This window comes from Thiemannella venezuelensis (assembly GCF_014203605.1).
GTDB classification, from domain to species: Bacteria; Actinomycetota; Actinomycetes; order Streptosporangiales; family Streptosporangiaceae; genus Planomonospora_A; species Planomonospora_A venezuelensis.
The window spans coordinates 426,520-451,846 of record NZ_JACHJJ010000002.1 but is presented as its reverse complement, the minus strand read 5'-3'; the positions used below and the strand labels follow the sequence as shown (position 1 = coordinate 451,846).

Genomic DNA, 25,327 nt, shown 5'->3' with positions numbered 1-25,327 from the left:
GGTCCAGAACGTCGCCGATGCGGCATTCTCCATCGGACCGCACGGAGACACGCTCGTGTTCCTCGCTGACCGTGTGATCGTCGAACTACGGTCAGCATATCTGCCCCTCATCGCAGAGCTTCCCGTTCTGGCCCGTGAGACCGCCCGCTGGATTCCCCACGAGAAGAACGCTCCGGAAGGAGGGACAGAGGGAATGGCCGACCGCTATCCGTCCCCGGTTCCTCTTCCCGGAACCGCGGCAACCATGGCCTTCCCTTCCAGCCCTTCAACGGTCCTGGCCGGATACCGAAACGGGGCCGACATCGCCGTGACCGATCGGAGCCTGGGAGGCTTCAGACGAACAAAGTATCCGTTCACCGCTTTCTCCCCCGACGGCAGGTGGGCCGCGGGGGTGAGCGACAACTACATCGGCGACCGTGACTACACGTACCTCGTCGATCTGAGCACGAATAAGATCAACCGGATCCCCGGATTCAAGCGCCCTCGCTGGGTCTCGAATCCCACGTGGTCGCCCCGTAACGACTTGCTGCTCACCGTATGGGAGGCGGCCGAGGCCGACGACGACGAGGTCTCGGTCGGTTTCGTTCTGCACTCCCCGCGTAGCGGCCGTACGACGTTCGTGGAGGTCGATGATCTGCACATCGGATCCGGCCGGTTCCAATGGAACCGGGACGGCACCGGCGTCGTCACAGAGCTGACGATCAGTCCCGACGACACCGAAGAGAACCGCCTCTCCGCCGTCGGTCATTTCGATCTCCGCGGTAGATCGTCTAGCGCTCCGGCGACGCCCGGTGCCCTGAGCAAACTCGATGACTGGTACTCACCATCGCGTACTCGCTACGCGGTGATATGCCGAGATCGGACCAGCGACATCTGCGTCCACGATGCCGAATCCGGCGCTCTGATCGCTCAGGTCGACCAGAGCGCCGAACACGTCCTCTCCTGGTACGACGACGATCACTTCATAACCGATCATTCGGGCGATGAGCCCTCCGCCGTCGGCGTCATTGATCTGCTGTCGAGGCCGGTGGCGGTCATCGCACGATCGTTCGATGACCGCGACAGCGGTCTCCAGTACTTCTTCGCCCGCCGGCCGGGCTCACCGGCGGCGGAGGAGGGCCAGGAACATGGCGTCGGTGCCGTGACGGTGCGGCCAGAACTGGGCGTACGGCCCGCCGCCCAGGTCCCCGACCTCGGGGAGGTAGGCGCGGGCGTCGAGCACCTCGGCGTCGCCGCGGTCCCGCAGGACGTCGCCGACCACGGTGACGGTCTCGGCCAGGTGGGGTGAGCAGGTCACGTAGGCGACCACCCCGCCGGGCCGCGCCGCACCGAGGGCCGAGCCCAGGAGCGCCCGCTGGAGCCGGCCCAGCTCGGGCAGGCTCCGGGGATCGCGGCGCCACCGGGACTCGGGGCGGCGGCGCAACGCGCCGAGACCGGTGCAGGGGGCGTCCACCATCACCCGGTCGAAGGCACCGGGCCGCCAGGCCGGGGCCGTGCCGTCGGCGGCGACCACGGCCGCCTCCCCCGCGGTCTGCCGGACCAGGCGGGCGCGGTGGTACTGCAGCTCGGCGGCGAGGAGCCGGGCCCCGCCGGGAAAGGGCACCGGACGGGTGGGACCGCCCTCGGAGGAGGCGCCCGCGGCGGACGCGCCGGGCAGGCCCGCCTCGTCCCCGTGGGTGGCCAGGGCGTCCAGGAGGCCCGCCTTGCCGCCCGGCCCGGCGCACATGTCGAGCCAGCGGCCGTCGCCGCCCGCCACCGGGACGCGGGTGAGCGCCAGGGCGACGAGCTGGCTGGCCTCGTCCTGCACGGCGGCGCGGGACTCGGCCACCGCCGGGATCATGCCCGGATCGCCCTCGGGCAGGTAGGCGGCGTACGGAGAGAACCCGGCGGGCAGGGCCCCGGCCGCCAGGAGCTCCCGCACCGAGGCGCGGCCCGGCCGGGCCACCAGGGTGACCCGGGGGCGCTCGTTGTCGGCGGCCAGCAGGGCGGCCGTCTCGTCGTCGCCGCCGCCGACGGCGTCGCGGAGCGCGGTCACGATCCACCGCGGGTGGCTGTACGCCACGGCCAGGTGGCCGACCGGGTCGTCGGCCGGGTCCGGGGCGACGATCGGGATCCACTGCTCCAGCGAGCGGGTGGCGACCTTGCGGAGCACCGCGTTGGCGTACTTCGACGGCCCGACGCCCACCCGCAGCCTGACCAGGTCGACGGTCGTGCCGACGGCGGCGTGCGGAGGGATGCGGGTCCGCAGCAGCTGGTGCACGCCGAGGCGGATGGCGTCCAGCAGCGGCGGGTCGAGGTCCTCCGGAGCCCGGTCGCTGCAGGCGGCGACGACCTCGTCGTAGGTGCCCAGCCCGCGCAGGGTGCCGTAGGCCAGCTCGGTGGCCAGTCCCGCGTCGCGTCCCGACAGACCGCGCTCGCGCAGCAGGACGGGCATCAGCAGGTTGGCGTAGGCGTCCCGCTCGTCGACGGCGCGCAGCAGGTCGTAGGCGGTGTTGCGGGCCTCGTCGTGGACCGCTCTGGGCGGGCGCCCGCCCCGGCCGCGGTTCCCTCCGGCGCCCTGTCTTCGGTCACCGCCGGTCCTGCCCTGCCGCGCGCCCGGTCCCTGGCCCCGGCCCGCCCGGCCGCCGGACCCGCCGTGTGCGCGGCCTCCGCCCTCGCGGCTCCCGCCGCCGTTCCCCCGATCGCTCATGATCCGTCAGCCCAGCCGATCCTCGCCGGCGGGCCGCACGCCGCGCGCCCACTCCCCCGCGCTCATCAGGCGCTTGCCCTGCGGCTGCACCTCGCCCAGTTCGACCGGGTGCGTGGCCGTACCGACCAGGACGGAGTTCTTCGACACCGACAGCTCGCCCGGGGCGAGGGCGGGGGCACCGGGTGCGGGCCGCACCGGGCCGAGCTTGACGCGCTGGCCGCGGAACTCGGTCCACGCGCCCGGAGCGGGCGTGCAGGCGCGCACCAGGCGGTCCACCCGCATCGCGGGCGCGGACCAGTCGACCCTGGCGTCCTCAACGTTGATCTTCGGGGCGAGGCTCACCCCGTCGAGCGGCTGCGGCCTGGCCTCCAGCGTGCCGTCCTCGATCCCGTCGAGCGTGGCCGCCAGCAGCCCGGCGCCCGACTCCGCCAGCCGGGCGAGCAGCTCACCGCTGGTGTCGGACGGCCGGACCTCCTCGGTGACCACACCGTAGACCGGCCCCGCGTCGAGCTCCTTGACGATCTGGAAGGTGGCCGCACCGGTGATCTCGTCCCCGTGCAGCACGGCGTGCTGCACGGGGGCCGCGCCCCGCCACGCGGGCAGCAGCGAGAAGTGCAGGTTGATCCAGCCGTGCCGGGGGATGTCCAGCGCCGCCTGCGGCAGCAGCGCCCCGTAGGCCACCACCGGGCAGGCGTCCGGGCCGATCTCCCGCAACCGGTCCAGGAACGCGGGGTCGCCCGCCTTCACCGGCCTGAGGACCTCGATGCCCGCCTCCTCGGCCAGCTCGGCGACGGGGCTGGGATGGACCTTGCGACCCCGCCCCGACGGGGCGTCCGGGCGGGTGACGACGGCGGCGACGTCGTGGCGCGGCGAGTCGAGCAGGGCGCGCAGCGAGGGCAGGGCGGTGTCCGGGGTTCCGGCGAAGACCAGGCGCAAGGTTCCTACAGAGCCTTCCCGTGGGTGACGTGCGGGGAGAACTTGACCACGGGCGCCGAGAGCCCGCTCCACTCGGCCTGGCGGATCTCCTTCATGGCGAGCTTGCGCTGCGCCGGATCCATCCGGTCGATGAACAGCACGCCGTCCAGGTGGTCGGTCTCGTGCTGGAAGCAGCGGGCCATGAGGTCGGTGCCCTCGAGGGTGACCGGCTCGCCGTGCATGTCGAAGCCCTTGGCCACCGCGCGGATCGCGCGCGGCGTGGGGAAGGACAGGCCGGGGAAGGACAGGCAGCCCTCCTCGCCCTCCTCGTCCTTCTCCTCGGACAGGTCGAGGTTCGGGTTGATCAGATGCCCGAGCCGGTCGTCCACGTAGTAGGTGAAGACCCGCAGCCCGACCCCGATCTGCGGCGCGGCCAGGCCCGCTCCGGGGGCGTCCAGCATGGTGTCGGTGAGGTCCTTGACGAGCTTGCGCAGCTCCTTGTCGAAGTCCTTCACCGGCTCGGCCGGAGTGCGCAGCACCGGGTCGCCGAAAAGACGGATTGACTGAATGGCCAACGGGGCTCCTTCCAGAGGATCAACCCAGTTTACGGGCCTGGCGGGAGCGGGCCTTCATGGCGGCCTTCCGCGCGGCCTTGGCCACGGCGGCGTCGGCGTGGTGCGCGCCGAGCATGTCCAGCACGGCGATCCGGTCGGGGTGCTCGATCACGGCCATCTCCTCCACCATGCGGACCAGGTCCTCACCCGGTTCGAGCTCGTCGAACTCGCCCAGCTCCTCGGGGGCCGTGCCCAGGTGGATCAGCGAGGCGAGCGTGTCGACCGCGAGCCAGGTGTTGTCGGCGGAGGTGAGCGCCGGGGCGGGCAGGTCGCGGACGTGCAGCCAGGAGGCGGCGTAGCGCCACATGGCGGGCTCGGCGAGCGCCTCCCGGAACGGGACCTCCGCCTCGGGCCCCAGCTCCTCCAGGATGGTGCCCGCGACACCGCGCTGTCCGGCCGTGCCGGACGCGGCGACCTTGATCAGCTCGCGGGCGGCGGCCTCGGCGGTGCGGGACTCCAGCCACACGGTGACCGCGCTGGGGGCCGCGGATCCCCCGGCGAGCGCCTCGACGAGCTCGGCCGCGCCGAGGTCGGCGAAGACGGCGACCTCGGCGCCCGTGGGCGCGTCGTGCCCCTCCCGCATCAGGTCCTGGCGGACCGCCCAGACGCCGAGCGGGGTCAGCCGGGGCCAGCCCGCCGCCGACGGCTCCACCAGCCCGCAGTAGCCGAGCAGCGCGAGCGCGTCCTCCAGCTCTCCGGGCAGGGCGGCCGCCAGCTCCCTCATCTGGGCCGGCCTGGCCTCGCAGGCCACCTCGTGCGACTGCAGGATCCCCTTGACCAGGGTGGCGTGGGAGAGGCCGTCGTTCACGGCGTACATGGTCGCGAGCATCTCGGCCAGGTGCTCGTCCACCACCGCGGATCCGGTCAGGCTCTCGTCCGCGCGGTCCAGGACGTCCATGACCACGCCGTCCCAGAACCCCAGGAGCGCCTGCGGGGGCAGCTCGGCGGCCGGGGCCAGCGGCCCGGGCTCGGCGACGCCCCGGGAGATCCGCAGCATGCCCGTGTTGACCGCGACGACCCAGAGCAGGTGGAGCCGGTCGGGTCCGGCGAGCCCGAGCTCCGCGACGGCCCGGAGGGGATCGGGCAGCAGGCACTCGGGGGTGACCCGGCGGGTGCCGGTCCACTCCGCCAGCCGCCGGGCGTCCCGCACCAGCGGGACCTCCAGAACGGCCCGGGCGAGCTCGGCGTCGGAAGCGAGGTCGACGGGCGGGAAGCTCAGCGCCTCGCTGTCGCAGCCGGGGCAGTCGCAGCCGTCGGCGCCCGCGGCGCCCCCGGGGACCCCGTCGAGCACGGCCGCGCGCGCCTCGCGCGGCGCGGCTCCCAACTCGTCGACCAGCCTCCGCAACGCACCGAGGTCGAAGACGTTGCCGGTGTTCCCGCTCTTTGCCACCCGTGAAACTTACTCCACACGAGCCCCGCGGATGTACGGCTCAGCCGACCGCGCCGGAACCCGTTCGGCCGGCGGTGCGGGAACGCGCTCAGCCGGCGGTGCGGGAACGCGCTCAGCCGATCGCGCGGGAACGCGCCTTGAAAGCCGCCTTGCGCGCGGCCTTGGCCGTGTCCGGGTCCTGCAGGGACCGGCCGAGCAGCTCCAGGACGTCGACGACGTCGGGATGGTCCACCCGCCACATCTCCTCGATCACGTGCGCCGGGGGGCCCGAGGCCGCCATGTTCTCGGCGAAGGCATCGGGGTCGTCCTCGGCCTCGGGCAGGGCCAGTGCGAGCATGTCCACGCTCATCCAGAGCGCCTCCTGCTCGGTGAGGCTGGGGGCCGCCAGCCCGCGGGCCGAGAGCCAGTGGATGGCGTGCGGGCGCAGCTCGGCCTCCGCCAGGACACCGCGGACCGCGGGCTCGGCCTCCGGGCCGAGCCGGTCCACGATCGTCACCGCGACGCCCCTGGCGACCGAGGGCGCGCCGGAGACCGCCCCCAGGAGCTCGGCGGCGGCCCCGGCGGGCGTCCTGCGCTCCAGCCAGCCCTCGATGTCGGCTTCGGCCGCCTCCCGGGGCATCCCGGACAGCAGCCCCTCGATCAGGGCCGGCGCGTCGGCGCCGGTCAGGTCGGGGGCCTCCGGGGCCTCGATGCCCATCCCGAGGTAGAGCTCGCGCAGGCCCCACACCGCCAGGGGGGTCAGCGCCAGCGAGTCGTCCCTGCGCTCGACGAGCCCGCAGTAGACCAGCCTGCGCGCGGCCTCGTCGAGGTCGAGGTCCTCTTCCTCCTCGAGGACGCCCATCTCCTCCAGGTACTCCATGACGAGCGGGATCGGCACCGGCGCCTGCAGCCGGTAGAGCATGTCGCACAGGCCGTAGAGCTCCGCGTCGAAGATCTCCCAGCCGGTGACGGCGCCCCCGGTGCCCCCCTCCAGGAGGAGGTCCACCGCGGCGGCCCACGCGTCCAGCGGGCCCGCCTCCCCGTCGAAGAGGGCCGTGCCCTCCGTCTCGACCAGGCCGGCGCGGACCGCCACGTCCCACAGGAGCGCCGGGTCGGCGACGGCGAGCTGGGCGACCGCCTCGGCGGCGTCGCGCACCCGCAGGCGCCCCCGGACCGTCGGGGTGCGGCCGCCGGCCAGCATCCACTGCACCAGGCGGCGGGCGTCGGTCAGCAGGGGCACCCGCAGCGCGCTCTCGGCGAGCGTGCCGAGGGGCGCCAGCCGTACCGGGGGGCAGGGGGTGCAGCCGGGGCAGTCGCAGGGCTCCCGGTCCGGCTCCGCGGCCGCCGGGGCGGGCGGGCCGTCCTGCTCCAGCACCTCGGCGCCCATCGCGCTGAACAGGCTCTTGGCCATGCCGAAGCGGGAGGTGTCGGCGAGGGCGATGGGCATCTCGGGTTCGACCCGGTCGAGGGTGGCGCGCATGCGCGCGGCCATCTTGCCGCCGATCTCCTCCGTCGCCAGGAGGAAGTCGACGAGGGTGCGCGCGGCGGCGACCGTCTCGGAAGCGCTTTCCGGCGGCGCGATGACCTTGCGCGGATAGATGTTGAGCAGGAGTTCCTCGAAAGTGACGGGAGTGAAATCCCCCAGCTCGTTCACGTCCAGGTAATCGCTCGCGTAGTCGCAGAGCAGCCGAACCTCGTCCACGTCAACGTCCAGGCCGCTCGCCCGCCCCCAGGCGCGTAGATCGTCCACGGCCCGGTTCACCCATTCGATCGACACAGGGAGAAATTAACGGCTTACTGTCAGCACCGCGAATCGGGGAAACAACTCAAATGGCATCGAGCGGGTCAATGCACACTTTGACCACCTCATCCGCCTTACGCGCCGAACGCACCCCCGCCGCCCCCTTCAGCGACGCGGCGAGCGCCGGGCCCGCCCCCCACGGCACCCGCACCATGGCGCGTTCCCGCACCTGGTCGCCCCTGGACGGCTCGACCGGCACGGGCCCGAGGACCTGCGCCCCCGAGGGCAGCTCCGCCTCTCCCAGCATCTCCCTGACCGCGGCCGGAGACCCGGTCAGCGTGGCCATCCTCACCGCCGGGGGGAAACCCAGTTCTGTCCTGTCGGCCAGTTCCCGCTCGGCATGGGTGACCGGGTCCCACCTCAGCAGCGCCTGCACGGGCAGGAGCGAGGAGTCGGCGAGCACGACGAGCTCCGATCCGGACCTCAGCAGGGCGGCGGCGTTCATCCACCGGCGCAGCGCCTCCTCGGCGACCCGCAGGTCCGGGCGGCCGAGCAGGGCCCACCCGTCCAGCAGCACCGCCGCCGCGTAGCCGCCCTCGGCGACGGGCTCGGCCCCCGGGGTGGCCACCACGAGCGCCCGGCCCGGCCCGACGGTGGCCAGCACCCCGTCCCGGCCCGAGGTCTTCACCGGGACCGAGGGGAAGGCCCGGCCGAGCTCCTCGGCCGTACGGCGGGCGCCGACCACCCGCGCCCGCATCCGGGCGGCTCCGCAGGCCGGGCAGCGCCACTCCCCCGCGATCCGCCCGCACCAGCGGCAGTACGGCATCGCGTGGCCGCTCCGCAGCGCGAGCGGCCCCCGGCAGTGCCCGCACCGGGCCGGGGCACGGCAGCCCTGGCAGGCCAGCGCGGGCAGGTAGCCGCGCCGCGGGACCTGCACCAGCACCGGCCCGCTCTCCAGGCCGGTCCTGAGCGTGCGCCAGGCCAGGCTGGGCAGCCGGGCCGCCCGCGCCGCCTGGTCCTTGGCCAGTTCGGCGTCGTCCCCGGCCGGGCGGACCTTCGGCGCCCTGTCCCGCACCGTCTGGCGTGTCGCGGCGATCGGGCCCGCCCAGCCGGTGGCGACCAGCCGGGTGGCCTCCGCCGTACGCGCGTATCCGCCGACGAGCAGGCCCGTGCGGCCCTGGTGCGCGCGGAGCGCGAGGACCTCCCGGGCGTGCGGGTACGGCGCCAGCCGCTCGGCGTGCAGGTCGTCGCCGTCGTCCCAGACGACCGCCAGCCCGAGGTCGCGGACCGGCGCGAAGGCCGCCGCCCGGGTGCCGACCGCCACCCGGACCTCCCCCCGGGACACCTTCAGCCACCGCCGGTAGCGCTCGGCGGGCCCCAGGTCCGCGGTGAGCGAGACGTGCCTGCCCGGCCCCAGGACCGCGCTCAGCGCCGCGTCGGCCAGCACCACGTCCTTGCCGTCGGGGACCACCACGAGCGCCCCCCGGCCGCCCCGCAGCGTCTCGCGCACGGCCACGGCCACCGCCCCCGCCCACTCGGGCCCGTCCTCCCCGCTCCCCGGCAGGGCCGTCCACACCGCGCGCGGCGAACGCCCCCGCGCCAGCGCGGACAGGAAGGACTCCCCGTCCCGGTAGGCGGCCCACGGCCCGGGCCCCTCCTCCGGGCCCGTCCCGGCGTCCTCCCCCGTCCGCGGACCCGCCCCGGCGGTCCCGCGCTCCTCCGCCTCGACCCTGGCGTGACGCGGCGGGACGGCCAGGCGCAGGACGTCGGCCATGGTCCCGGCGTAGCGGTCGGCCACGGCGCGGGCGAGCCGGGCGATCTCCGGGGCGAGCACCGGTTCCGGGGAGACGACCCGCTCCAGCCGGGTGAGCCTGCCCTCGTGCTCGCTGGACTCGGCCCGCTCCAGCAGGAACCCGTCGACGAGCTTGCCGGCGAACCGCACCCGGACCCGGCAGCCCGGCACCGCGTCGGCGTCCATCGGGGCCGGGACGAGGTAGTCGAACAGCCGGTCCAGGTGGGGCAGCGGCGTGTCCACCACGACCCGCGCCACCGGCAGCGCGGCGGCCGCCTCCGGCACGCCCTTGGCCGCCGGAGCCCTCCCGCCGGGTGCGGGCTTCTCACGCACGGCGTCGAGCGGCAGCAGGGCGCCGTCGTCTGGGGAGGGGTTCGCGTGAGGCACCCACCTGTCCTACCAGATGCCGGAACCCGGTCCCGCCTGCTATCGGGATGCCGGGGAAACCGTTCCGGGCCGCCGGAGAGGCGACCCCCGCCTCCGCGGGATCGCCCGGCCGCACGCCGCTCCGCCCCCGGCTCGCGGCCGCCGGCGCCTCCGGCAACCGCCGGCCGTACGGCGCCGCCCCGCGCGGGAGCGCGCCTTCCGGGCCTGTCCGGCCCTCTCCGGAGGAACGGCAGCGCCCCGGCGGGACGGGCCCGCCGGGGCGCTGCCGGAACGGCTCACAGACCGGCGGCGGTGCGCAGCGCCTCGGCGCGGTCGGTGGACTCCCAGGTGAACTCCTTGCGGCCGAAGTGGCCGTAGGCGGCGGTCGGCGAGTAGATCGGGCGGAGGAGGTCCAGGTCGCGGATGATCGCGGCCGGGCGCAGGTCGAAGACCTGCAGCACGGCGTCCTGGATCTTCGCGACGTCGATCTTCTCGGTGCCGAAGGTCTCGACGAACACGCCGACCGGGTGCGCCTTGCCGATGGCGTAGGCGACCTGGACCTCGGCGCGGTCGGCGAGGCCGGCGGCGACGATGTTCTTGGCGACCCAGCGCATCGCGTAGGCGGCCGAGCGGTCGACCTTGGACGGGTCCTTGCCGGAGAAGGCGCCGCCGCCGTGGCGGGCCATGCCGCCGTAGGTGTCGACGATGATCTTGCGGCCGGTCAGGCCGGCGTCGCCCATCGGGCCGCCGATCTCGAAGCGGCCGGTCGGGTTGACCAGCAGGCGGTAGCCCTCGGTCTCCAGCTCGACGCTCGCCAGCACGGGGTCGACCACGTGCTCCTTGATGTCCGGCGCGAGCATCTCCTTGAGGTCGATCTCGGCGGCGTGCTGGGTGGAGACGACCACCGTGTCGAGGCGGACCGGCTTGTCGCCGTCGTACTCGATGGTGACCTGGGTCTTGCCGTCGGGGCGCAGGTACGGCACGGTGCCGTCCTTGCGGACCTGCGACAGGCGCTCGGCCAGCCGGTGCGCCAGCTGGATCGGGAGCGGCATCAGCTCGGGGGTCTCGTTGGTCGCGTAGCCGAACATCAGGCCCTGGTCGCCCGCGCCCTGGCGGTCGAGCGCGTCGGTGTCGCCCTCCTCGCGGTGCTCGTAGGCGTCGTCGACGCCCTGGGCGATGTCGGGCGACTGGGCGCCGATGGAGACCGAGACGCCGCAGGAGGCGCCGTCGAAGCCCTTGTGCGAGGCGTCGTAGCCGATCTCGAGGATCTTCTCCCGGATGATGCCCGGGATGTCGACGTAGGTCTCCGTCGTCACCTCTCCGGCGACGTGGACCTGACCGGTGGTGATCAGCGTCTCGACCGCGACCCGGCTCCTGGGGTCGCCCTTGAGCATGGCGTCGAGAATCGCGTCACTGATCTGGTCTGCGATCTTGTCCGGGTGGCCCTCGGTGACCGACTCGGAGGTGAACAGGCGACGGGACAAGTCAGGGCTCCTCATGCAGCGGCTGCTGGCGATTGGGACTCCGGTGCGGGGCCACCGGTAGCGTTCCGCCGAAGTCTAGCTCCACCTGTGGCAGGCTTGCGAAACCGTCTCGAATTCGAGCGGCGGGACGGCCCCGGCCACCGCCGGGCGGCCGTCGCGCCGGAGCCGGGGGCGGGAGCGCGGTCAGAGATGGGGAAGCGGGTCGGGCGGGAGCGTCTCGGGGGCGAAGACCTCGGCGTCGGCGGCGCAGACCACCGCGCCGTACTCCTCCTCGATCTCGAAGATCATGCCGCCGAACTCGATCGCCGCGCCCGTCGAGAACTCCACCGGCCCGAGCCGGGTCCGCCGGGGATGGGTGGCGTAGACCGAGGTCGGCACGTCCCGGTCGAAGAACTTGGTGGACAGCACCGCGATCGCCTGGCCGGTGACCACGATCAGGAAGCTCGCCATCACCGGCGAGCCCACCGAGAGCGCGGGCATGATGTAGCGGATGTCCTGCCCGGGAGGGAGCAGGGCGCGGCAGCGCGCTCTGACGGCGGCGGTCACCGGCATGATCGACCCCCTGGTGCGGCGTTCCAGGTCCCTCCGGACGCAGTATCCGCCGCGGGGAGATCCCCGGCAAGCGGATCGGGAAGCCGCCTCCGGCAGACCCGCGCCGGACCGTACGGCTCCGCCTCAGGCCAGGCGCGCGGCCACCAGATCCCAGACCACGTCGGCCAGGGCCTCCTTCGGCCCGCGCGGGATCTCCACCGGTTCGGCGTCCGCGAGCAGGACCACGGCCGCGTTGTCGGGGGTGCCGAAGGCGAGTCCCTCCCCGACCTGGTTGACGACGAGCAGGTCGCAGCCCTTGCGGGCGAGCTTGGCCCGCCCGTTGGCGAGCACGTCGTCGGTCTCGGCCGCGAACCCCGCGATCACCGCCGGGTACGGCTTGGCGCCGTCACGGCGGCGTTCCCCCAGCTCCGCCAAAATATCCGGATTTTTTACCAGATGGATGGCGTCGGGCTCGGCCGACGTCTTCTTGATCTTCGAGTCGCTCCGCGCCGCGGGCCGGAAGTCGGCGACGGCGGCGGCCATCACCACGGCGTCGGCGCCCTCCACCGCCCCCAGCACGGCCTCGCGCAGCTGCAGGGCCGACTCGACCCGCACCACCGCGACCCCGGCGGGGTCGGGCAGCGCGACGTTGGCGGCGACCAGCGTGACCCGGGCGCCCCGGGCGGCCGCCGTCCGGGCCAGCGCGTAGCCCTGCAGGCCGGAGGAGCGGTTGCCGATGAACCGGACCGGGTCGATGGCCTCCCGGGTGCCCCCGGCGGAGACGACCACGTGGCGGCCGGCGAGGTCGAGGGAGCGGCCCGCCAGGACCCGGCGGCAGACCTCGAAGATCTCCACGGGGTCGGGCAGCCGGCCGCGGCCGGTGTCGGCGCCGGTGAGGCGGCCCACCGCGGGGTCGAGGACGAGCGCGCCGCGCTCGCGCAGGGTGGCCACGTTGGCCTGGGTCGCCGGGTGCTCCCACATCTCGGTGTGCATCGCCGGGGCGAACACCACCGGGCAGCGCGCGGTGAGCAGGGTGTTGGTCAGCAGGTCGCCGGCGAGGCCGTGCGCGGCCCTGGCCAGCACGTCGGCGGTGGCGGGGGCCACCACCACCAGGTCGGCGCCCTGCCCGATCCGGACGTGCGGCACCTCGTGCACGGCGTCCCAGACGTCGGCGCTCACCGGGTTGCCGGAGAGCGCGGCCCAGGTCGGCTCGCCGACGAAGCGCAGCGCCTCCCTGGTCGGGATGACCCGGACGTCGTGACCGGACTCGGTGAACAGGCGCAGCAGCTCGCACGCCTTGTAGGCGGCGATGCCCGCGCTCACTCCCAGGACGACGCCCGGCCTCGCGGGCGCGTCCGCACCGGGCGTCCCCATGCGAAGGACTAGCCCTCGATGGGCTCGGAGGTGAGCAGGCCCTCGCTGACCTCGCGCAGCGCGATGGACAGCGGCTTCTCCTGCGCGTGGGTCTCCACCAGCGGGCCGACGTACTCCAGCAGGCCCTCGCCGAGCTGGGAGTAGTAGGCGTTGATCTGGCGGGCGCGCTTCGAACCGAAGATCACGAGGCTGTACTTGCTGTCGACGATGTCGAGCAGCGCGTCGATCGACGGATTGGTGATGCCTTCCGCGTAGGCGGCGTTGCTTGCCACGTTGTGCTTCCCCTAGCTAGGTGAACGTCCGGGGCCGGAGGCCTCGGGAGCATCGGCCATCAAGGCTATCAGCCGGTGGCATACGTCATCGACGGACGTGTTCACCAAGGTCAGGTCGAACTCCTGCTCGGCGGCCATCTCGACCCGCCCCGCGGCGAGCCTGCGGGCGATGACGTCCTCCGGCTCGGTGCCCCGGCCGCGCAGGCGCTTCTCCAGCTCCTCCCAGCTCGGCGGGGCCAGGAAGACCAGCAGCGCCTCCGGCATGGTCGCGCGGACCTGGCGCGCGCCCTGGAGGTCGATCTCCAGCAGCGTGGGGACCCCGGCGGCGAGCTTCTCGACGACCGGCGTCCGGGGCGTGCCGTACCGGTTGCCGGCGAACTCGGCCCACTCCAGCAGCTCCCCGGCGGCGACGAGGCGGTCGAACTCGTCGCCGTCGGCGAAGAAGTACTCCACCCCGTGGGTCTCCCCCGGGCGCGGCTTCCTGGTGGTCACCGAGACCGACAGCCACACCTCGGGGTGTGCCCGCCGAAGCTCGGCGACGACCGTGGACTTGCCCACGCCCGACGGCCCGGACAGGACCGTCAGGCGGTTGCCGGACGGCCCGGTGGAGACTCGCGTCCCCTCCGGGCTGCCGGCCGGAGGTGTGGAGCCACCGGATCCGCTCTCCGCGGTCTCCTCCGGAGCCCGGCTCTCGCCGGGCCACGACGTTCCGGTCACTCCGAACCCCCCGTGGTGCGTCCCCGCGGTGCGGGGTGAACGTGCTGGTACGGAACCGAGACTAGCCCTCGGCCCCGCCGAACTCACGCTCAAGGGAGGCGCGCTGGTTGGCGCCGAGACCCCGCACGCGGCGGGATTCGGCGATGCCCAGCCGCTCCATGAGCTGCTTGGCGCGGACCTTGCCCACGCCGGGGAGCGACTCCAGGAGGGCAGAGACCTTCATCTTGCCGATGACGTCATCGGCCTGCCCGTCCTTGAGCACCTCGGCCAGAGAGACCGCACCGTGCTTCAGGCGGTTCTTGACCTCGGCACGCTCTTTACGGGCCTTGGCAGCCTTCTCTAGGGCTGCGGCGCGCTGCTCAGGTGTAAGGGGAGGAAGAGCCACGCCGGGTCACCTCGAATTTCCTGTCGATGTACTCGGACGGGAAGGGAAACTAGCTGGTCATGGCGCTTCAAGCAACGTCAAGGCCGGTTTCTGGGCACAGAAAGGCCGGTTCTTCACGTTCCGTGCCCGCCATGTAGCCAAGTGTCGATCAAATGACGCCCAACTCCGCGTTTCCCGCGACGCGGATCACACGGCCCCTCCGGCGGTTCCGGCGACCCTGCGGAGCGCCGCGGCGATGCCCGCGGCCGCCGCCCCGGGGTCCGCCGAACCGGTGATGGGGCGGCCGATCACCAGAAGGTCGGCCCCGTCGGCGAAGGCCCGCTCGGGTGTCGCTACTCTTGCCTGATCTTGACTGTCGGCGCCGGCGGGGCGGACGCCGGGAGTGATCAGGGTGATGTCCGGTCCGACCTCCGCGCGCACCGCCGCGACCTCGCGCGGCGAGCAGACGAGGGCCCGGGCGCCCGCGCCGACGGCCAGGACCGCCAGACGGCGCACGGCGTCCCCGGGCGGGCCCGCGATGCCCGCGCGCTCCAGATCGGCCTCCGAGAGCGACGTGAGCACCGTCACGGCCGCGATCTGGGTGACGGGGGCGGCCTCCACCGCGGCGCGGATCATGGCGGGCCCTCCGGCCGCGTGCACGGTCAGGATCGCGGGCTTGAGCCGCGCCACGGCCCGGGCGGCGCCGGCCACGGTGTTGGGGATGTCGTGCAGCTTCAGGTCCAGGAACACCCGCACGCCGCTCGCCCCGCGCACCGAGGCGATCACGTCGGGGCCGTAGCGCAGGTAGAGTTCGAGCCCCACCTTGACCGTGCTGACGTGCGGGGTCACCAGACTCGCCCAGCGGGCCGCGGTCTCCAGATCGGGCGCGTCCAGCGCGACGGCGATGGGAGCGGGAGTCACAGCGAGCTCTCCTCGAAGTCCGTGCGGTGCCGGGCGGTCGCCCCCGGCGGGCGGTGGGCCAGCCCGATCACGTCGGCCAGCCGCTGGTAGCCCCGGGCCGCCACGAGCTCCTCCAGCTCGCGCAGGACGCGCGTGCAGGCGTAGGGATCGTGGAACAGGGCGGTGCCCACGCCGACGACGCATGCTCCGGCGAGGATGAGCTCGAAGGCGTCCCTGCCGGTCAGCACGCCGCCCATGCCGATGATGGGCACCCCGGGCAGCGCGGCGCGGACCTGCCACACGCAGCGTACGGCCAGCGGCCGGACGGCCGGGCCGGACAGCCCCCCGGTGCCCGCGGCGAGCGAGGGGAGCATCGTCTCGGTGTCGATGCTCATGCCGAGCGGATTGTTGATCATCGACAGGGCGTCGGCGCCCCCGTCCACGCAGGCGCGGGCGACGCTCACGATGTCGGCGGTGTCCGGCGAGAGCTTGGCCACCACCGGCACGTCGTAGCGCATCACCGCGCGCACCGACGCGATCACCTCCGCCGAGGCCGCGCCGTCGCGGGCGAAGACCCGCCCGCGGTCCTCGATGTTGGGGCACGACAGGTTGACCTCCACGGCGGTCACGCCGGGGGCGTCGTTGAGCCTGCGGGCCAGCGCGGTGTACTCCGCCACCGTGCCGCCGCCGATGGAGACCACGGTCCGCACGTTGCGCTGGGCCAGCCAGGGCAGCTCGCGCGCCAGGAAGGCGTCCACGCCGGACCCCTGCAGGCCGACGGCGTTGAGCAGCCCGGAGGGCGTCTCGGCCATCCTGGGGGTCGGCCGGCCCGCCCGGGGGGCCATCGTGATCGACCGGGTGGTCACCGCGCCGATCCTGCCCAGGTCGAAGAACTGGGCGAGCTCGGGGCCCGAGCCCGCGCACCCGGCCGCGGTGACGACCGGGTTGGCCAGCTCCACGTGCCCCAGGTACGTCCGCATGTCAACCGGCATTGCGCGATCCTCCGCCGGGTGCTCCGAACGCGTCGAACGGGATCGTTCCCACGTCGTCGAAGCGGACGCGCTCACCCCGGAAGACCGGCCCCTCGACGCACGAGCGGACCATCCTGGTGATCCCGTCGTCCCCGATGACCGGGAGCACGCACGTCATGCAGACGCCGATCCCGCAGGCCATCCGCTCCTCCACGGCCGCCTGGACCGGGATGTCGAACTCGACCGCCACGGCGGTCACCCCGCGCAGCGTCTCCATCGGGCCGCTGGCGTAGACCGCGTCGGCCCGGACGTCGGCGATCACCCCGGGCAGCACGTCCGTCACCCCGCCGCGCATGCCGAGCGAACCGTCCCCGGTCGTCAGAGTGGTCGTCTCCGCCATCCGGCGGGCGCGCATCGCGCCGAAGACCCGGCCGGCCGTGGCCCCGCCCAGCACGAAGTCGACCCGGCACCCGCGCCGCTGGAGGGCATCGGCGACGGCGAAGAGCACGGCCGAGCCGTACTCGTCGCCGACCATGACGCAGGTGACCGGGTCCCGGGGCAGCGGGAACGGGCGGCCGAGCGGGCCGACCAGGTCCAGCGTGTCGCGGGCGCGGCGCTCGGCCAGCCAGGCCGTACCGGGGCCGTTGACCGCGAAGACGAACTCGACCGTGCCGCCGTAGTCGGGCTTGACGTCGTGGACGGAGAAGGCGCGGCGGGTCAGCATGGACGTGCCGGAGCCGCCGACGGCCACCGACACGAAGTGGCCGGGGCGGAAGCGCTCGGCGATGCCGGGCGCCACCACGGTCAGCGCATGGTAGGCGTCGACCTGACGCGTCGTCAGCACCGTACCGGTGACCTGCACCGGAGTTACAGCCGTCTCCCTCACCTCCGCCGGGGGGCGTCCTCACCGGCCGGCGAGGACACCCCCTGAGCCGTCAGCCCCTCAGCCGGCCCTGCCCCTGGTCGCGTTCGGCTCGTCGTTCGCTGCGCGGCCGGCTCATCCTTCGCCGCCCACTTCGCTCACTCCTCGCCTCAGCCGCTCCTGCCCACGGTCGCGTTCGGCTCGTCGTTCGCTGCGCGGCCGGCTCATCCTTCGCCGCCCACTTCGCTCACTCCTCGCCTCAGCCGCTCCGCATGCTCCTGGAGCGACCGTACGCCGATGTCGCCCCGGGCGATGGCCTGAATGCCCTGGACGGCCGCGGCGAGTCCCTGAACGGTCGTGATGCAGGGGATGCCCCGCAGCACGGCCGCGGTGCGGATCTCGTAGCCGTCCAGGCGCGGCCCGGCCTGGCCGGGACTGCCGAAGGGCGTGTTCACGATGAGATCCACCTCGCCGTCCAGGATGCGCCGGCCGATCGTCGGCTCGCCGTCCGGACCCGTTCCGTCACTCTGCTTGCGCACGATCTTGGCACGGACGCCGTTGCGGCGCAGCACCTCCGCGGTCCCCTCGGTGGCCAGGATCTCGAATCCGAGGTCCGCGAGCGCCTTCACCGGGAAGATCATCGCCCTTTTGTCCCGGTTGGCCACGGAGACGAAGGCCCGCCCCCGCGTCGGCAGCGGCCCGTAGGCGGCGTCCTGCGACTTGGCGTAGGCCGTGCCGAAGAACTCGTCGATGCCCATGACCTCGCCGGTGGAGCGCATCTCCGGCCCCAGGACCGTGTCCACCGCATCGTCGACACTCCGGATGAAGCGGTTGAACGGCAGCACCGCCTCCTTGACCGCGATGGGCGCGTCCAGCGGCATCGTGCCGCCGTCGCCCTCGGCCGGGAGCATGCCCTCGGCGCGCAGCTGCGCGACGGTCGCGCCCATCATCACCCGGGCCGCCGCCTTGGCCAGCGGCACCGCCGTGGCCTTGGAGACGAACGGCACGGTACGGCTGGCGCGCGGGTTGGCCTCCAGCACGTACAGGATGTTCGCCGACATCGCGTACTGCACGTTGAGCAGGCCGCGCACGCCCACCCCGCGGGCGATGGCCTCGGTGGCCGTGCGGATGCGCTTGATGTCGTAGCCGCCGAGCGTCATCGGCGGCAGCGAGCAGGCCGAGTCGCCGGAGTGGATGCCGGCCTCCTCGATGTGCTCCATCACGCCGCCGAGGTAGAGCTCCTCGCCGTCGAACAGGGCGTCCACGTCGATCTCGACGGCCTCGTCGAGGAACTTGTCCACCAGCACCGGGTGGTCGCTGGCGGCGCCCGCCTTGGACATGTAGGTGACGAGCGTCTCGTCGTCGTAGACGATCGCCATGCCCGCGCCGCCCAGCACGTAGCTCGGCCGGACCAGGACCGGGTAGCCGATCTCCCCGGCGATCTCCAGCGCCTCCTGCTCGGTCACCGCGGTGCCGTGCTTGGGCGCGGGCAGCCCGGCCTCGGCGAGCACGCGGCCGAACGCGCCGCGCTCCTCGGCCAGGTGGATGGACTCCGGCGAGGTGCCGACGATCGGCACGCCGGCGTCCTTGAGCGCCTGCGCCAGGCCGAGCGGGGTCTGCCCGCCGAGCTGCACGATGACGCCCGCGACCGGCCCGGTCTGCTGCTCGGCGTGGACGACCTCCAGCACGTCCTCCAGGGTGAGCGGCTCGAAGTAGAGCCGGTCGGAGGTGTCGTAGTCGGTGGAGACCGTCTCCGGGTTGCAGTTGACCATGACGGTCTCGTAGCCCGCGGCCGACAGCTCGAAGGACGCGTGCACGCACGCGTAGTCGAACTCGATGCCCTGGCCGATGCGGTTGGGCCCGGAGCCGAGGATGATCACCTTCTCCCGCTCGCCGTACGGGACCTCGGTCTCCTCGTCGTAGGTGGAGTAGAGGTACGGCGTCTGCGCGGCGAACTCCGCGGCGCAGGTGTCGACGGTGTTGTAGACCGGTCGGACGCCGAGCGCGTGGCGCAGGTCCCGCACCCGCGGCTCGTCCATGCCGCGGATCTCGGCGATCTGCACGTCGCTGAAGCCGTACCGCTTGGCCCTCGTCAGCAGCTCCGCGGTGAGCTGCTGCGCCCCGCCCAGCTCGGCGGCGACCTCGTCGATCGCCATCAGCTGGTCCAGGAACCACGGGTCGACCGCGGTGGCCTCGAACAGCTGCTCGGGCGTGGCCCCGGCGCGGATCGCCTGCTGCATGGTGCGCAGCCGGCCGTCGTGCGGAGTGCGGCAGGCCTCCAGGAGCTCCTCCAGCGGGCCGGGCTCCCCCGCCCAGGAGAAGGCGGCACCCTTCTTCTCCAGCGAGCGCAGGGCCTTCTGCAGGGCCTCGGGGAAGGATCGGCCGATGGCCATGGCCTCGCCGACCGACTTCATGTGGGTCGTCAGGGTCTGGTCGGCCCCGGCGAACTTCTCGAAGGCGAAGCGCGGCACCTTGACCACGATGTAGTCGAGCGAGGGCTCGAAGGAGGCCGGGGTCTCCCGGGTGATGTCGTTGGGGATCTCGTCGAGGGTGTAGCCGATGGCGAGCTTGGCCGCGATCTTGGCGATCGGGAAGCCGGTCGCCTTGGAGGCCAGGGCGCTGGAACGGCTCACCCGGGGGTTCATCTCGATGACGATCATGCGGCCGGTGCGCGGGTTGACCGCGAACTGGATGTTGCAGCCGCCGGTGTCGACGCCGACCTCGCGGATGACCGCGATGGCCACGTCGCGCATGTTCTGGTACTCGCGGTCGGTGAGGGTCAGCGCGGGGGCCACGGTGACGCTGTCGCCGGTGTGCACGCCCATCGGGTCGAGGTTCTCGATGGAGCAGACGATGACGACGTTGTCGGCCTTGTCGCGCATGACCTCCAGCTCGTACTCCTTCCAGCCGAGGATGGACTCCTCCAGGAGCACCTCGGTGGTCGGCGAGGCGTCCAGGCCCGCCCCGGCGATGCGGCGCAGCCCCTCCTCGTCGTGCGCGAAGCCGGAGCCGACGCCGCCCATCGTGAAGGAGGGCCGCACGACCAGCGGGTAGCCGAGCTCGGCGGCGGCGGCCAGGCACTCGTCCATGGTGTGGCAGACGAACGAGCGCGCCGACTCGGCGTTGAGGCCGCGCTCGGCGGCGACCTTGGCGACGATGTCCTTGAACTTCTCGCGGTTCTCGCCCGCCTCGATGGCGTCCACGTCGGCGCCGATCAGCTCGACGTCGTACTTGGCGAGCACGCCCGCCTCGTGCAGGGAGATCGCGGTGTTGAGCGCGGTCTGGCCGCCGAGGGTGGGCAGCAGCGCGTCGGGGCGCTCCTTGGCGATGATCTTCTCGACGTACTCCGGGGTGATCGGCTCGACGTAGGTGGCGTCGGCGAACTCCGGGTCCGTCATGATCGTCGCGGGGTTGCTGTTGACGAGGATCACGCGGAAGCCCTCGGCGCGCAGCACGCGGCAGGCCTGGGTGCCGGAGTAGTCGAACTCGCAGGCCTGCCCGATCACGATCGGCCCGGAGCCGATCACCATGACCGACTGGATGTCCGTGCGCTTAGGCACCCTTGTTCCCCTCCGTATTCATGGTCGCGCTCGACTCCTCGCTCGCTGCGCGGACGACTCGTTCCTCGCCGGCCACTCCGCTCGCCCGTCCCCTCGACTGCTCCATCAGAGCGCAGAACTGGTCGAACAGGCCGGCGGAGTCGTGCGGGCCGGCGGCGGCCTCGGGGTGGTACTGCACGCTGAAGGCGGGCCGGTCGACCAGCCGCAGGCCCTCGACGCAGTCGTCGTTGAGGTTGACGTGGCTGACCTCCGCCGGGCCGTACGGCGTGTCGAAGGTCCCCTCCAGCGGCGCCCGCACGGCGAAGCCGTGGTTGTGCGCGGAGATCTCCACCTTGCCGGTGCGCCGGTCCTGGACCGGCTGGTTGACCCCGCGGTGGCCGTAGCGCAGCTTGTAGGTGCCCAGGCCCAGCGCCCGGCCGAAGACCTGGTTGCCGAAGCAGATGCCGAAGAACGGCTTGCCCGCCTCCAGCACGCCCCGCAGCGAGGCCACCGGGCCGTCCGCGGTGGCCGGGTCGCCGGGGCCGTTGGAGAAGAACACGCCGTCGGGGTCGAGGGCGAGGATGTCGGCGGCGGTGGCGGTGGCGGGCAGCACGTGCACCTCGCAGCCGCGCTCGGCCATCCGGTGCGGGGTCATGGACTTGATGCCCAGGTCCACGGCGGCCACGGTGTACTTCTTGCCGCCGATGGCGGGGATCACGTACGGCTCGGCCGCCGAGACCTGCTCCGCCAGGTCGGCGCCCTCCATCGAGGGGCTGCGGCGGACCCGCTCCAGGAGCTCCTCCACCGGGGCGAGGGCCGCGCCGGAGAAGACGCCGGCGCGCATGGCGCCGCGCTCGCGCAGGTGGCGGGTGAGGGCGCGGGTGCCGGGGATCGCGATCCCGACGACGCCGTGCTCCTTGAGGTAGTCGTCCAGGGAGCGGTTGGCGCGCCAGTTGGAGGACACGCGCGCGGGTTCGCGGACCACGTAGCCGGCCACCCAGACGCGGGAGGACTCGGGGTCCTCGTCGTTGACCCCGGTGTTGCCGATGTGCGGCGCGGTCATCGCGACGATCTGGCGGTGGTAGGAGGGGTCGGTGAGAGTCTCCTGGTAGCCGGTCATGCCGGTGTTGAAGACCATCTCGCCGAAGGTCTCGCCCTCGGCGCCGTAAGGGGTGCCGCGGAAGACGCGGCCGTCCTCCAGCACGAGGACGGCGCCCGCGGTGGTGCCCGCGGAGGCGGCCGTCCCCCCGCTCTGCCCGTCGGCTCGCTCGCTTCGCTCAGTCACAGAAACATCCCGATCATCTCGGTCATTGCTTAACAAAGTATGAAATATCCGGCGCATGGGCGACGGGCGCCTCCACGATGTGGGACGCCCGCGCACCGAGGGCTCATGCGAGCTTGCCGTCCAGTACGGTCGGGCGGCCTCGCAGGAAGGTCGCCACGACCCGCCCGGGAAGGGTCCGGCCCTCGTACGGGGTGTTGCGGCTCTTGGAGGCGTAGGACCCCGGGTCCACCTCTTCGCGCACGGAGGCGTCGTAGAGGGTGATGTTGGCCGGGGAGCCCGCCTCGATCGGGCGGCCGTGCCCGGCCAGCCGGCCGATCCGCGCCGGGGCGTACGACATGCGCTCGGCGACGCCCGCCCAGTCGAGCAGCCCGGTGTCCACCATCGCCTCCTGGACCACCCGCAGCGCCGTCTCCAGGCCGATCATGCCCATGGCCGCGGCGGCCCACTCGGTCTCCTTGTCCTCGACCGGGTGCGGGGCGTGGTCGGTGGCCACGACGTCGATCGTGCCGTCGGCCAGGGCCGCGCGCAGCGCCTCGACGTCGGCGCGGGTGCGCAGCGGCGGGTTGACCTTGTAGATGGGGTTGTAGGCGCCGACGGGGGAGTCCTCGACGAGGTCGTCGGTGAGCAGCAGGTGGTGCGGGGTCACCTCGGCGGTGACGTCCCAGCCCTTCGACTTGGCCCAGCGGATGATCTCGACCGAGCCGGCCGTGGAGACGTGGCAGACGTGCAGGCGGGAGCCGACGTGCGCGGCGAGCAGGCAGTCGCGGGCGATGATCGCCTCCTCGGCGACCGCGGGCCAGCCGGTGAGGCCGAGCCTGCCGGAGACCGCGCCCTCGTTCATCTGCGCGCCGGCGGTCAGCCGCGGCTCCTGGGCGTGCTGGGCCACGACCCCGTCGAACGCCTTGACGTACTCCAGCGCGCGGCGCATGAGCACCGCGTCGGAGACGCACTTGCCGTCGTCGGAGAAGACCCGGACGCGGGCGGCGGAGTCGGCCATCGCGCCGAGCTCGGCCAGCCGCTCGCCGGCCAGGCCCTCGGTGACCGCGCCGACCGGCTGCACGTCGCAGTGGCCCGCCTCCTGGCCCAGCCGCCAGACCTGCTCCACGACGCCGGCGGTGTCGGCGACCGGGGAGGTGTTGGCCATGGCGTGCACGGCGGTGTAGCCGCCGAGGGCCGCGGCGCGGGTGCCCGTCTCGACGGTCTCGGCGTCCTCGCGGCCGGGCTCGCGCAGGTGGGTGTGGAGGTCCACCAGGCCGGGCAGCGCGATGAGGCCCGCCGCCTCGACGGTCTCGTCCCCGGTCAGGTCCTGGCCGATCCGGGCGACGACGCCGTCCTCGATCAGGATGTCGGCGGGCTCGCCCCCGAGGATCCGCGCGCCCTTGATGACGATGCTCACTAGATGTCTCCTCCGAGCAGCAGGTACAGGACGGCCATGCGGGTGGTCACGCCGTTGGCGACCTGCTCGACGATGGTCGAGCGCGCCGAGTCGGCCACCTCGGCGGCGATCTCCATGCCCCGGTTCATCGGCCCGGGGTGCATCACGATCGCCTCGTCGTGCAGCCTGGCGACGCGGTCGCGGTCGAGGCCGTAGCGCCTGCTGTACTCCCGTTCGGTGGGGAAGAACGCGGCGTTCATCCGCTCGCGCTGCACCCGCAGCATCATGACCACGTCGGACTTGGGCAGCACGGAGTCGAGGTCGTAGGAGACCTCGCACGGCCACGAGCCGACGCTCACCGGGAGCAGGGTCGGCGGCGCGACCAGGGTGACCTCCGCCCCGAGCGTGGCCAGCAGCAGCACGTTGGAGCGGGCCACCCGGCTGTGCAGGACGTCGCCGACGACGGTGACCCGCCGGCCCTCCAGCGAGCCGAGGCGTCGGCGCATGGTGTAGGCGTCGAGCAGCGCCTGCGTGGGGTGCTCGTGGGTGCCGTCGCCGGCGTTGACGACGCTGCCCCGCACCCAGCCGGCCAGCCGGTGCGGCGCGCCCGAGGCGCCGTGCCGGATGACGACGGCGTCGGCGCCCATCGCTTCCAGGGTGAGCGCGGTGTCCTTGAGCGACTCCCCCTTGGAGACGCTGGAGCCCTTGGCGGAGAAGTTGATGACATCGGCCGACAGGCGCTTGGCCGCGGCCTCGAAGGAGATCCGGGTCCGGGTGGAGTCCTCGAAGAAGAGGTTGACCACCGTACGGCCCCGCAGGGTCGGCAGCTTCTTGATGGAGCGGTCCGAGATCCTCGCCAGCTCGTCGGCGGTGTCGAGGATGAGCAGGGCGTCGTCGCGGCTCAGGTCGGCCGCCGAGATCAGGTGACGCTTCATTTCCCGTCTTCCTTCAGCAGCAGGACCGCGTCGCGGCCGTCGTTCTCCTCCAGGTAGACCTTGACGATCTCGGACTTGGAGGTCGGCAGGTTCTTGCCCACGTAGTCGGCGCGGATGGGCAGCTCGCGGTGGCCGCGGTCGACCAGGGCCGCGAGCTGGACGGCCCGCGGGCGGCCCAGGGCGGCGAGCGCGTCGAGCGCGGCGCGGACGGTGCGGCCGGAGTAGAGCACGTCGTCGACCAGGACGACCGTCCTGTCGTCGATGCCGTCGGCGGGGAGCTCGGTGCGGCCGAGCGGGCGGGCGGGCCTGGTCCGCAGGTCGTCGCGGTACATCGTGATGTCGAGGGAGCCGACCGGGACCGGGTGGCCCTCGAACTGCCTGATGTGCCCGGCCAGGCGGCGGGCCAGATGCACGCCCCGCGTGGGGATCCCGAGGAGGACGACGTCCTCCCCGCCCTTGGTGCGCTCCAGGATCTCGTGGGAGATCCGGATCAGCGCCCGGTTGATGTCGGGGCCTTCGAGGACCGCGTGCACATGACTTTGGGCATGCGGAATGGCCTCGGCCAAAGAGAACACCACCTTTCCCGCCTCACGGGACGGGTCTTAAAGGAAGTCGACGCCCTCACGGTAGCAGCCGGAGGACGGCCGGTCAGAACCGGGCCGATCCTTCCCGCGCCCGGACATGCCCCACTATTGAGGCACAATCACCTTTGTTTGGGAGTTTTTGCCATATTTTATGACAAAACTCTCCCTCCCTTCCCCCTCGCCTCGCGGCAGGGCCGCACACCCCGCCCGCCCCGGGCCCCGGGCAGCCCCCGGCCGAGGGTGTCCGGAGGGTGTTTCGCACCGTCCGTCCCGGGAACCCAACCCGTATCAGCCCGTGGGCCCTGACGTACGGAGCGCTCCGCCCGATGGACGTACGGCGCGCGGGGGGCGGGACCGGCCGCCGGGACCGCCGGCGATCCGGCGGGCGCCGCCCGGCCCACGGCACGGCAGACACGGCACGGCACGGCATGACACGGCGCGGCATGACACGGCGCGGCACGGAGGCGCCCGCCGCCCGCGCCGCGCGGGGCGCCGCCGGTTGCACAGAGCCACCGGCCCGCGGCCCGGAACGGACAAGCAAGACGTTTAAGGCGGACCCCGCCGGACCGGATTCGACATCTTTTTTCCAATCAGCTTGACCTTCGGCGTCCACGGCTTTACCGTCACTGTCCGTAACCACAGTCGCGG

The 25,327-nt window shown here is 73.2% G+C and carries 20 protein-coding genes; all 20 read right to left on the bottom strand.

Annotated features, from left to right (window positions below):
- Window positions 1-1,099 precede the first annotated feature (1,099 nt).
- The 20 genes from FHS22_RS05610 to pyrR all read right to left on the bottom strand — a co-directional run bounded on the left by FHS22_RS05610 (window position 1,100) and on the right by pyrR (window position 24,628).
- Window positions 1,100-2,689 (bottom strand): RsmB/NOP family class I SAM-dependent RNA methyltransferase, encoded by a 1,590-nt coding sequence (locus tag FHS22_RS05610; RefSeq protein WP_184939007.1) that lies wholly within the window; start codon window positions 2,687-2,689, stop codon window positions 1,100-1,102.
- 6 nt (window positions 2,690-2,695) lie between these two features.
- Window positions 2,696-3,625 carry a methionyl-tRNA formyltransferase gene (gene fmt, locus FHS22_RS05605; protein ID WP_184939006.1) on the bottom strand — a complete coding sequence of 310 codons (930 nt, stop codon included), beginning with the start codon at window positions 3,623-3,625 and terminating at the stop codon, window positions 2,696-2,698.
- 5 nt (window positions 3,626-3,630) lie between these two features.
- Window positions 3,631-4,179, bottom strand: a complete 549-nt coding sequence (gene def, locus FHS22_RS05600; RefSeq protein ID WP_184939005.1) for a peptide deformylase — start codon at window positions 4,177-4,179, stop codon at window positions 3,631-3,633.
- Window positions 4,180-4,198: 19 nt separating this feature from the next.
- Entirely contained in the window at window positions 4,199-5,608 is a 1,410-nt protein-coding gene (locus FHS22_RS05595) for a hypothetical protein (RefSeq protein WP_184939004.1), read from the bottom strand.
- Window positions 5,609-5,720: 112 nt separating this feature from the next.
- A complete protein-coding gene (locus FHS22_RS05590) occupies window positions 5,721-7,364 on the bottom strand; it encodes a hypothetical protein (RefSeq protein WP_338047609.1) in 1,644 nt (547 codons plus the stop codon).
- Between the two features lie 49 nt (window positions 7,365-7,413).
- Window positions 7,414-9,507: a primosomal protein N' gene (locus FHS22_RS05585; RefSeq protein ID WP_184939003.1), complete on the bottom strand. Its 2,094-nt coding sequence runs from the start codon at window positions 9,505-9,507 to the stop codon at window positions 7,414-7,416.
- Between the two features lie 275 nt (window positions 9,508-9,782).
- A complete protein-coding gene (gene metK, locus FHS22_RS05580; RefSeq protein WP_184939002.1) occupies window positions 9,783-10,970 on the bottom strand; it encodes a methionine adenosyltransferase in 1,188 nt (395 codons plus the stop codon).
- Window positions 10,971-11,153: 183 nt separating this feature from the next.
- Window positions 11,154-11,522: a hypothetical protein gene (locus tag FHS22_RS05575; RefSeq protein ID WP_184939001.1), complete on the bottom strand. Its 369-nt coding sequence runs from the start codon at window positions 11,520-11,522 to the stop codon at window positions 11,154-11,156.
- A 123-nt stretch (window positions 11,523-11,645) separates the two neighbouring features.
- Entirely contained in the window at window positions 11,646-12,875 is a 1,230-nt protein-coding gene (gene coaBC, locus FHS22_RS05570) for a bifunctional phosphopantothenoylcysteine decarboxylase/phosphopantothenate--cysteine ligase CoaBC (protein ID WP_184939000.1), read from the bottom strand.
- An 8-nt stretch (window positions 12,876-12,883) separates the two neighbouring features.
- Entirely contained in the window at window positions 12,884-13,147 is a 264-nt protein-coding gene (gene rpoZ, locus FHS22_RS05565) for a DNA-directed RNA polymerase subunit omega (RefSeq protein ID WP_184938999.1), read from the bottom strand.
- Between the two features lie 12 nt (window positions 13,148-13,159).
- On the bottom strand, window positions 13,160-13,732 hold the full coding sequence (gmk, locus tag FHS22_RS05560; protein WP_221473288.1) for a guanylate kinase: 573 nt from the start codon (window positions 13,730-13,732) through the stop codon (window positions 13,160-13,162).
- Between the two features lie 193 nt (window positions 13,733-13,925).
- Window positions 13,926-14,249: an integration host factor, actinobacterial type gene (mihF, locus tag FHS22_RS05555; RefSeq protein WP_184938997.1), complete on the bottom strand. Its 324-nt coding sequence runs from the start codon at window positions 14,247-14,249 to the stop codon at window positions 13,926-13,928.
- A 186-nt stretch (window positions 14,250-14,435) separates the two neighbouring features.
- Entirely contained in the window at window positions 14,436-15,149 is a 714-nt protein-coding gene (pyrF, locus tag FHS22_RS05550; protein ID WP_184938996.1) for an orotidine-5'-phosphate decarboxylase, read from the bottom strand.
- Window positions 15,146-16,120 (bottom strand): dihydroorotate dehydrogenase, encoded by a 975-nt coding sequence (locus FHS22_RS05545; protein WP_184938995.1) that lies wholly within the window; start codon window positions 16,118-16,120, stop codon window positions 15,146-15,148. Before FHS22_RS05545 ends, pyrF begins: the two co-directional genes overlap by 4 nt.
- Entirely contained in the window at window positions 16,110-16,985 is an 876-nt protein-coding gene (locus tag FHS22_RS05540) for a dihydroorotate dehydrogenase electron transfer subunit (RefSeq protein WP_377295519.1), read from the bottom strand. Before FHS22_RS05540 ends, FHS22_RS05545 begins: the two co-directional genes overlap by 11 nt.
- 200 nt (window positions 16,986-17,185) lie before the next feature.
- A complete protein-coding gene (gene carB / locus FHS22_RS05535) occupies window positions 17,186-20,521 on the bottom strand; it encodes a carbamoyl-phosphate synthase large subunit (RefSeq protein WP_184938993.1) in 3,336 nt (1,111 codons plus the stop codon).
- A complete protein-coding gene (gene carA, locus FHS22_RS05530) occupies window positions 20,514-21,842 on the bottom strand; it encodes a glutamine-hydrolyzing carbamoyl-phosphate synthase small subunit (protein WP_184938992.1) in 1,329 nt (442 codons plus the stop codon). The genes carB and carA overlap by 8 nt, the downstream gene beginning before the upstream one ends.
- Window positions 21,843-21,888: 46 nt before the next feature.
- On the bottom strand, window positions 21,889-23,181 hold the full coding sequence (locus tag FHS22_RS05525; protein WP_184938991.1) for a dihydroorotase: 1,293 nt from the start codon (window positions 23,179-23,181) through the stop codon (window positions 21,889-21,891).
- Entirely contained in the window at window positions 23,181-24,095 is a 915-nt protein-coding gene (locus FHS22_RS05520) for an aspartate carbamoyltransferase catalytic subunit (RefSeq protein ID WP_184938990.1), read from the bottom strand. Before FHS22_RS05520 ends, FHS22_RS05525 begins: the two co-directional genes overlap by 1 nt.
- On the bottom strand, window positions 24,092-24,628 hold the full coding sequence (pyrR, locus tag FHS22_RS05515; protein WP_420829959.1) for a bifunctional pyr operon transcriptional regulator/uracil phosphoribosyltransferase PyrR: 537 nt from the start codon (window positions 24,626-24,628) through the stop codon (window positions 24,092-24,094). Before pyrR ends, FHS22_RS05520 begins: the two co-directional genes overlap by 4 nt.
- Window positions 24,629-25,327 lie beyond the last annotated feature (699 nt).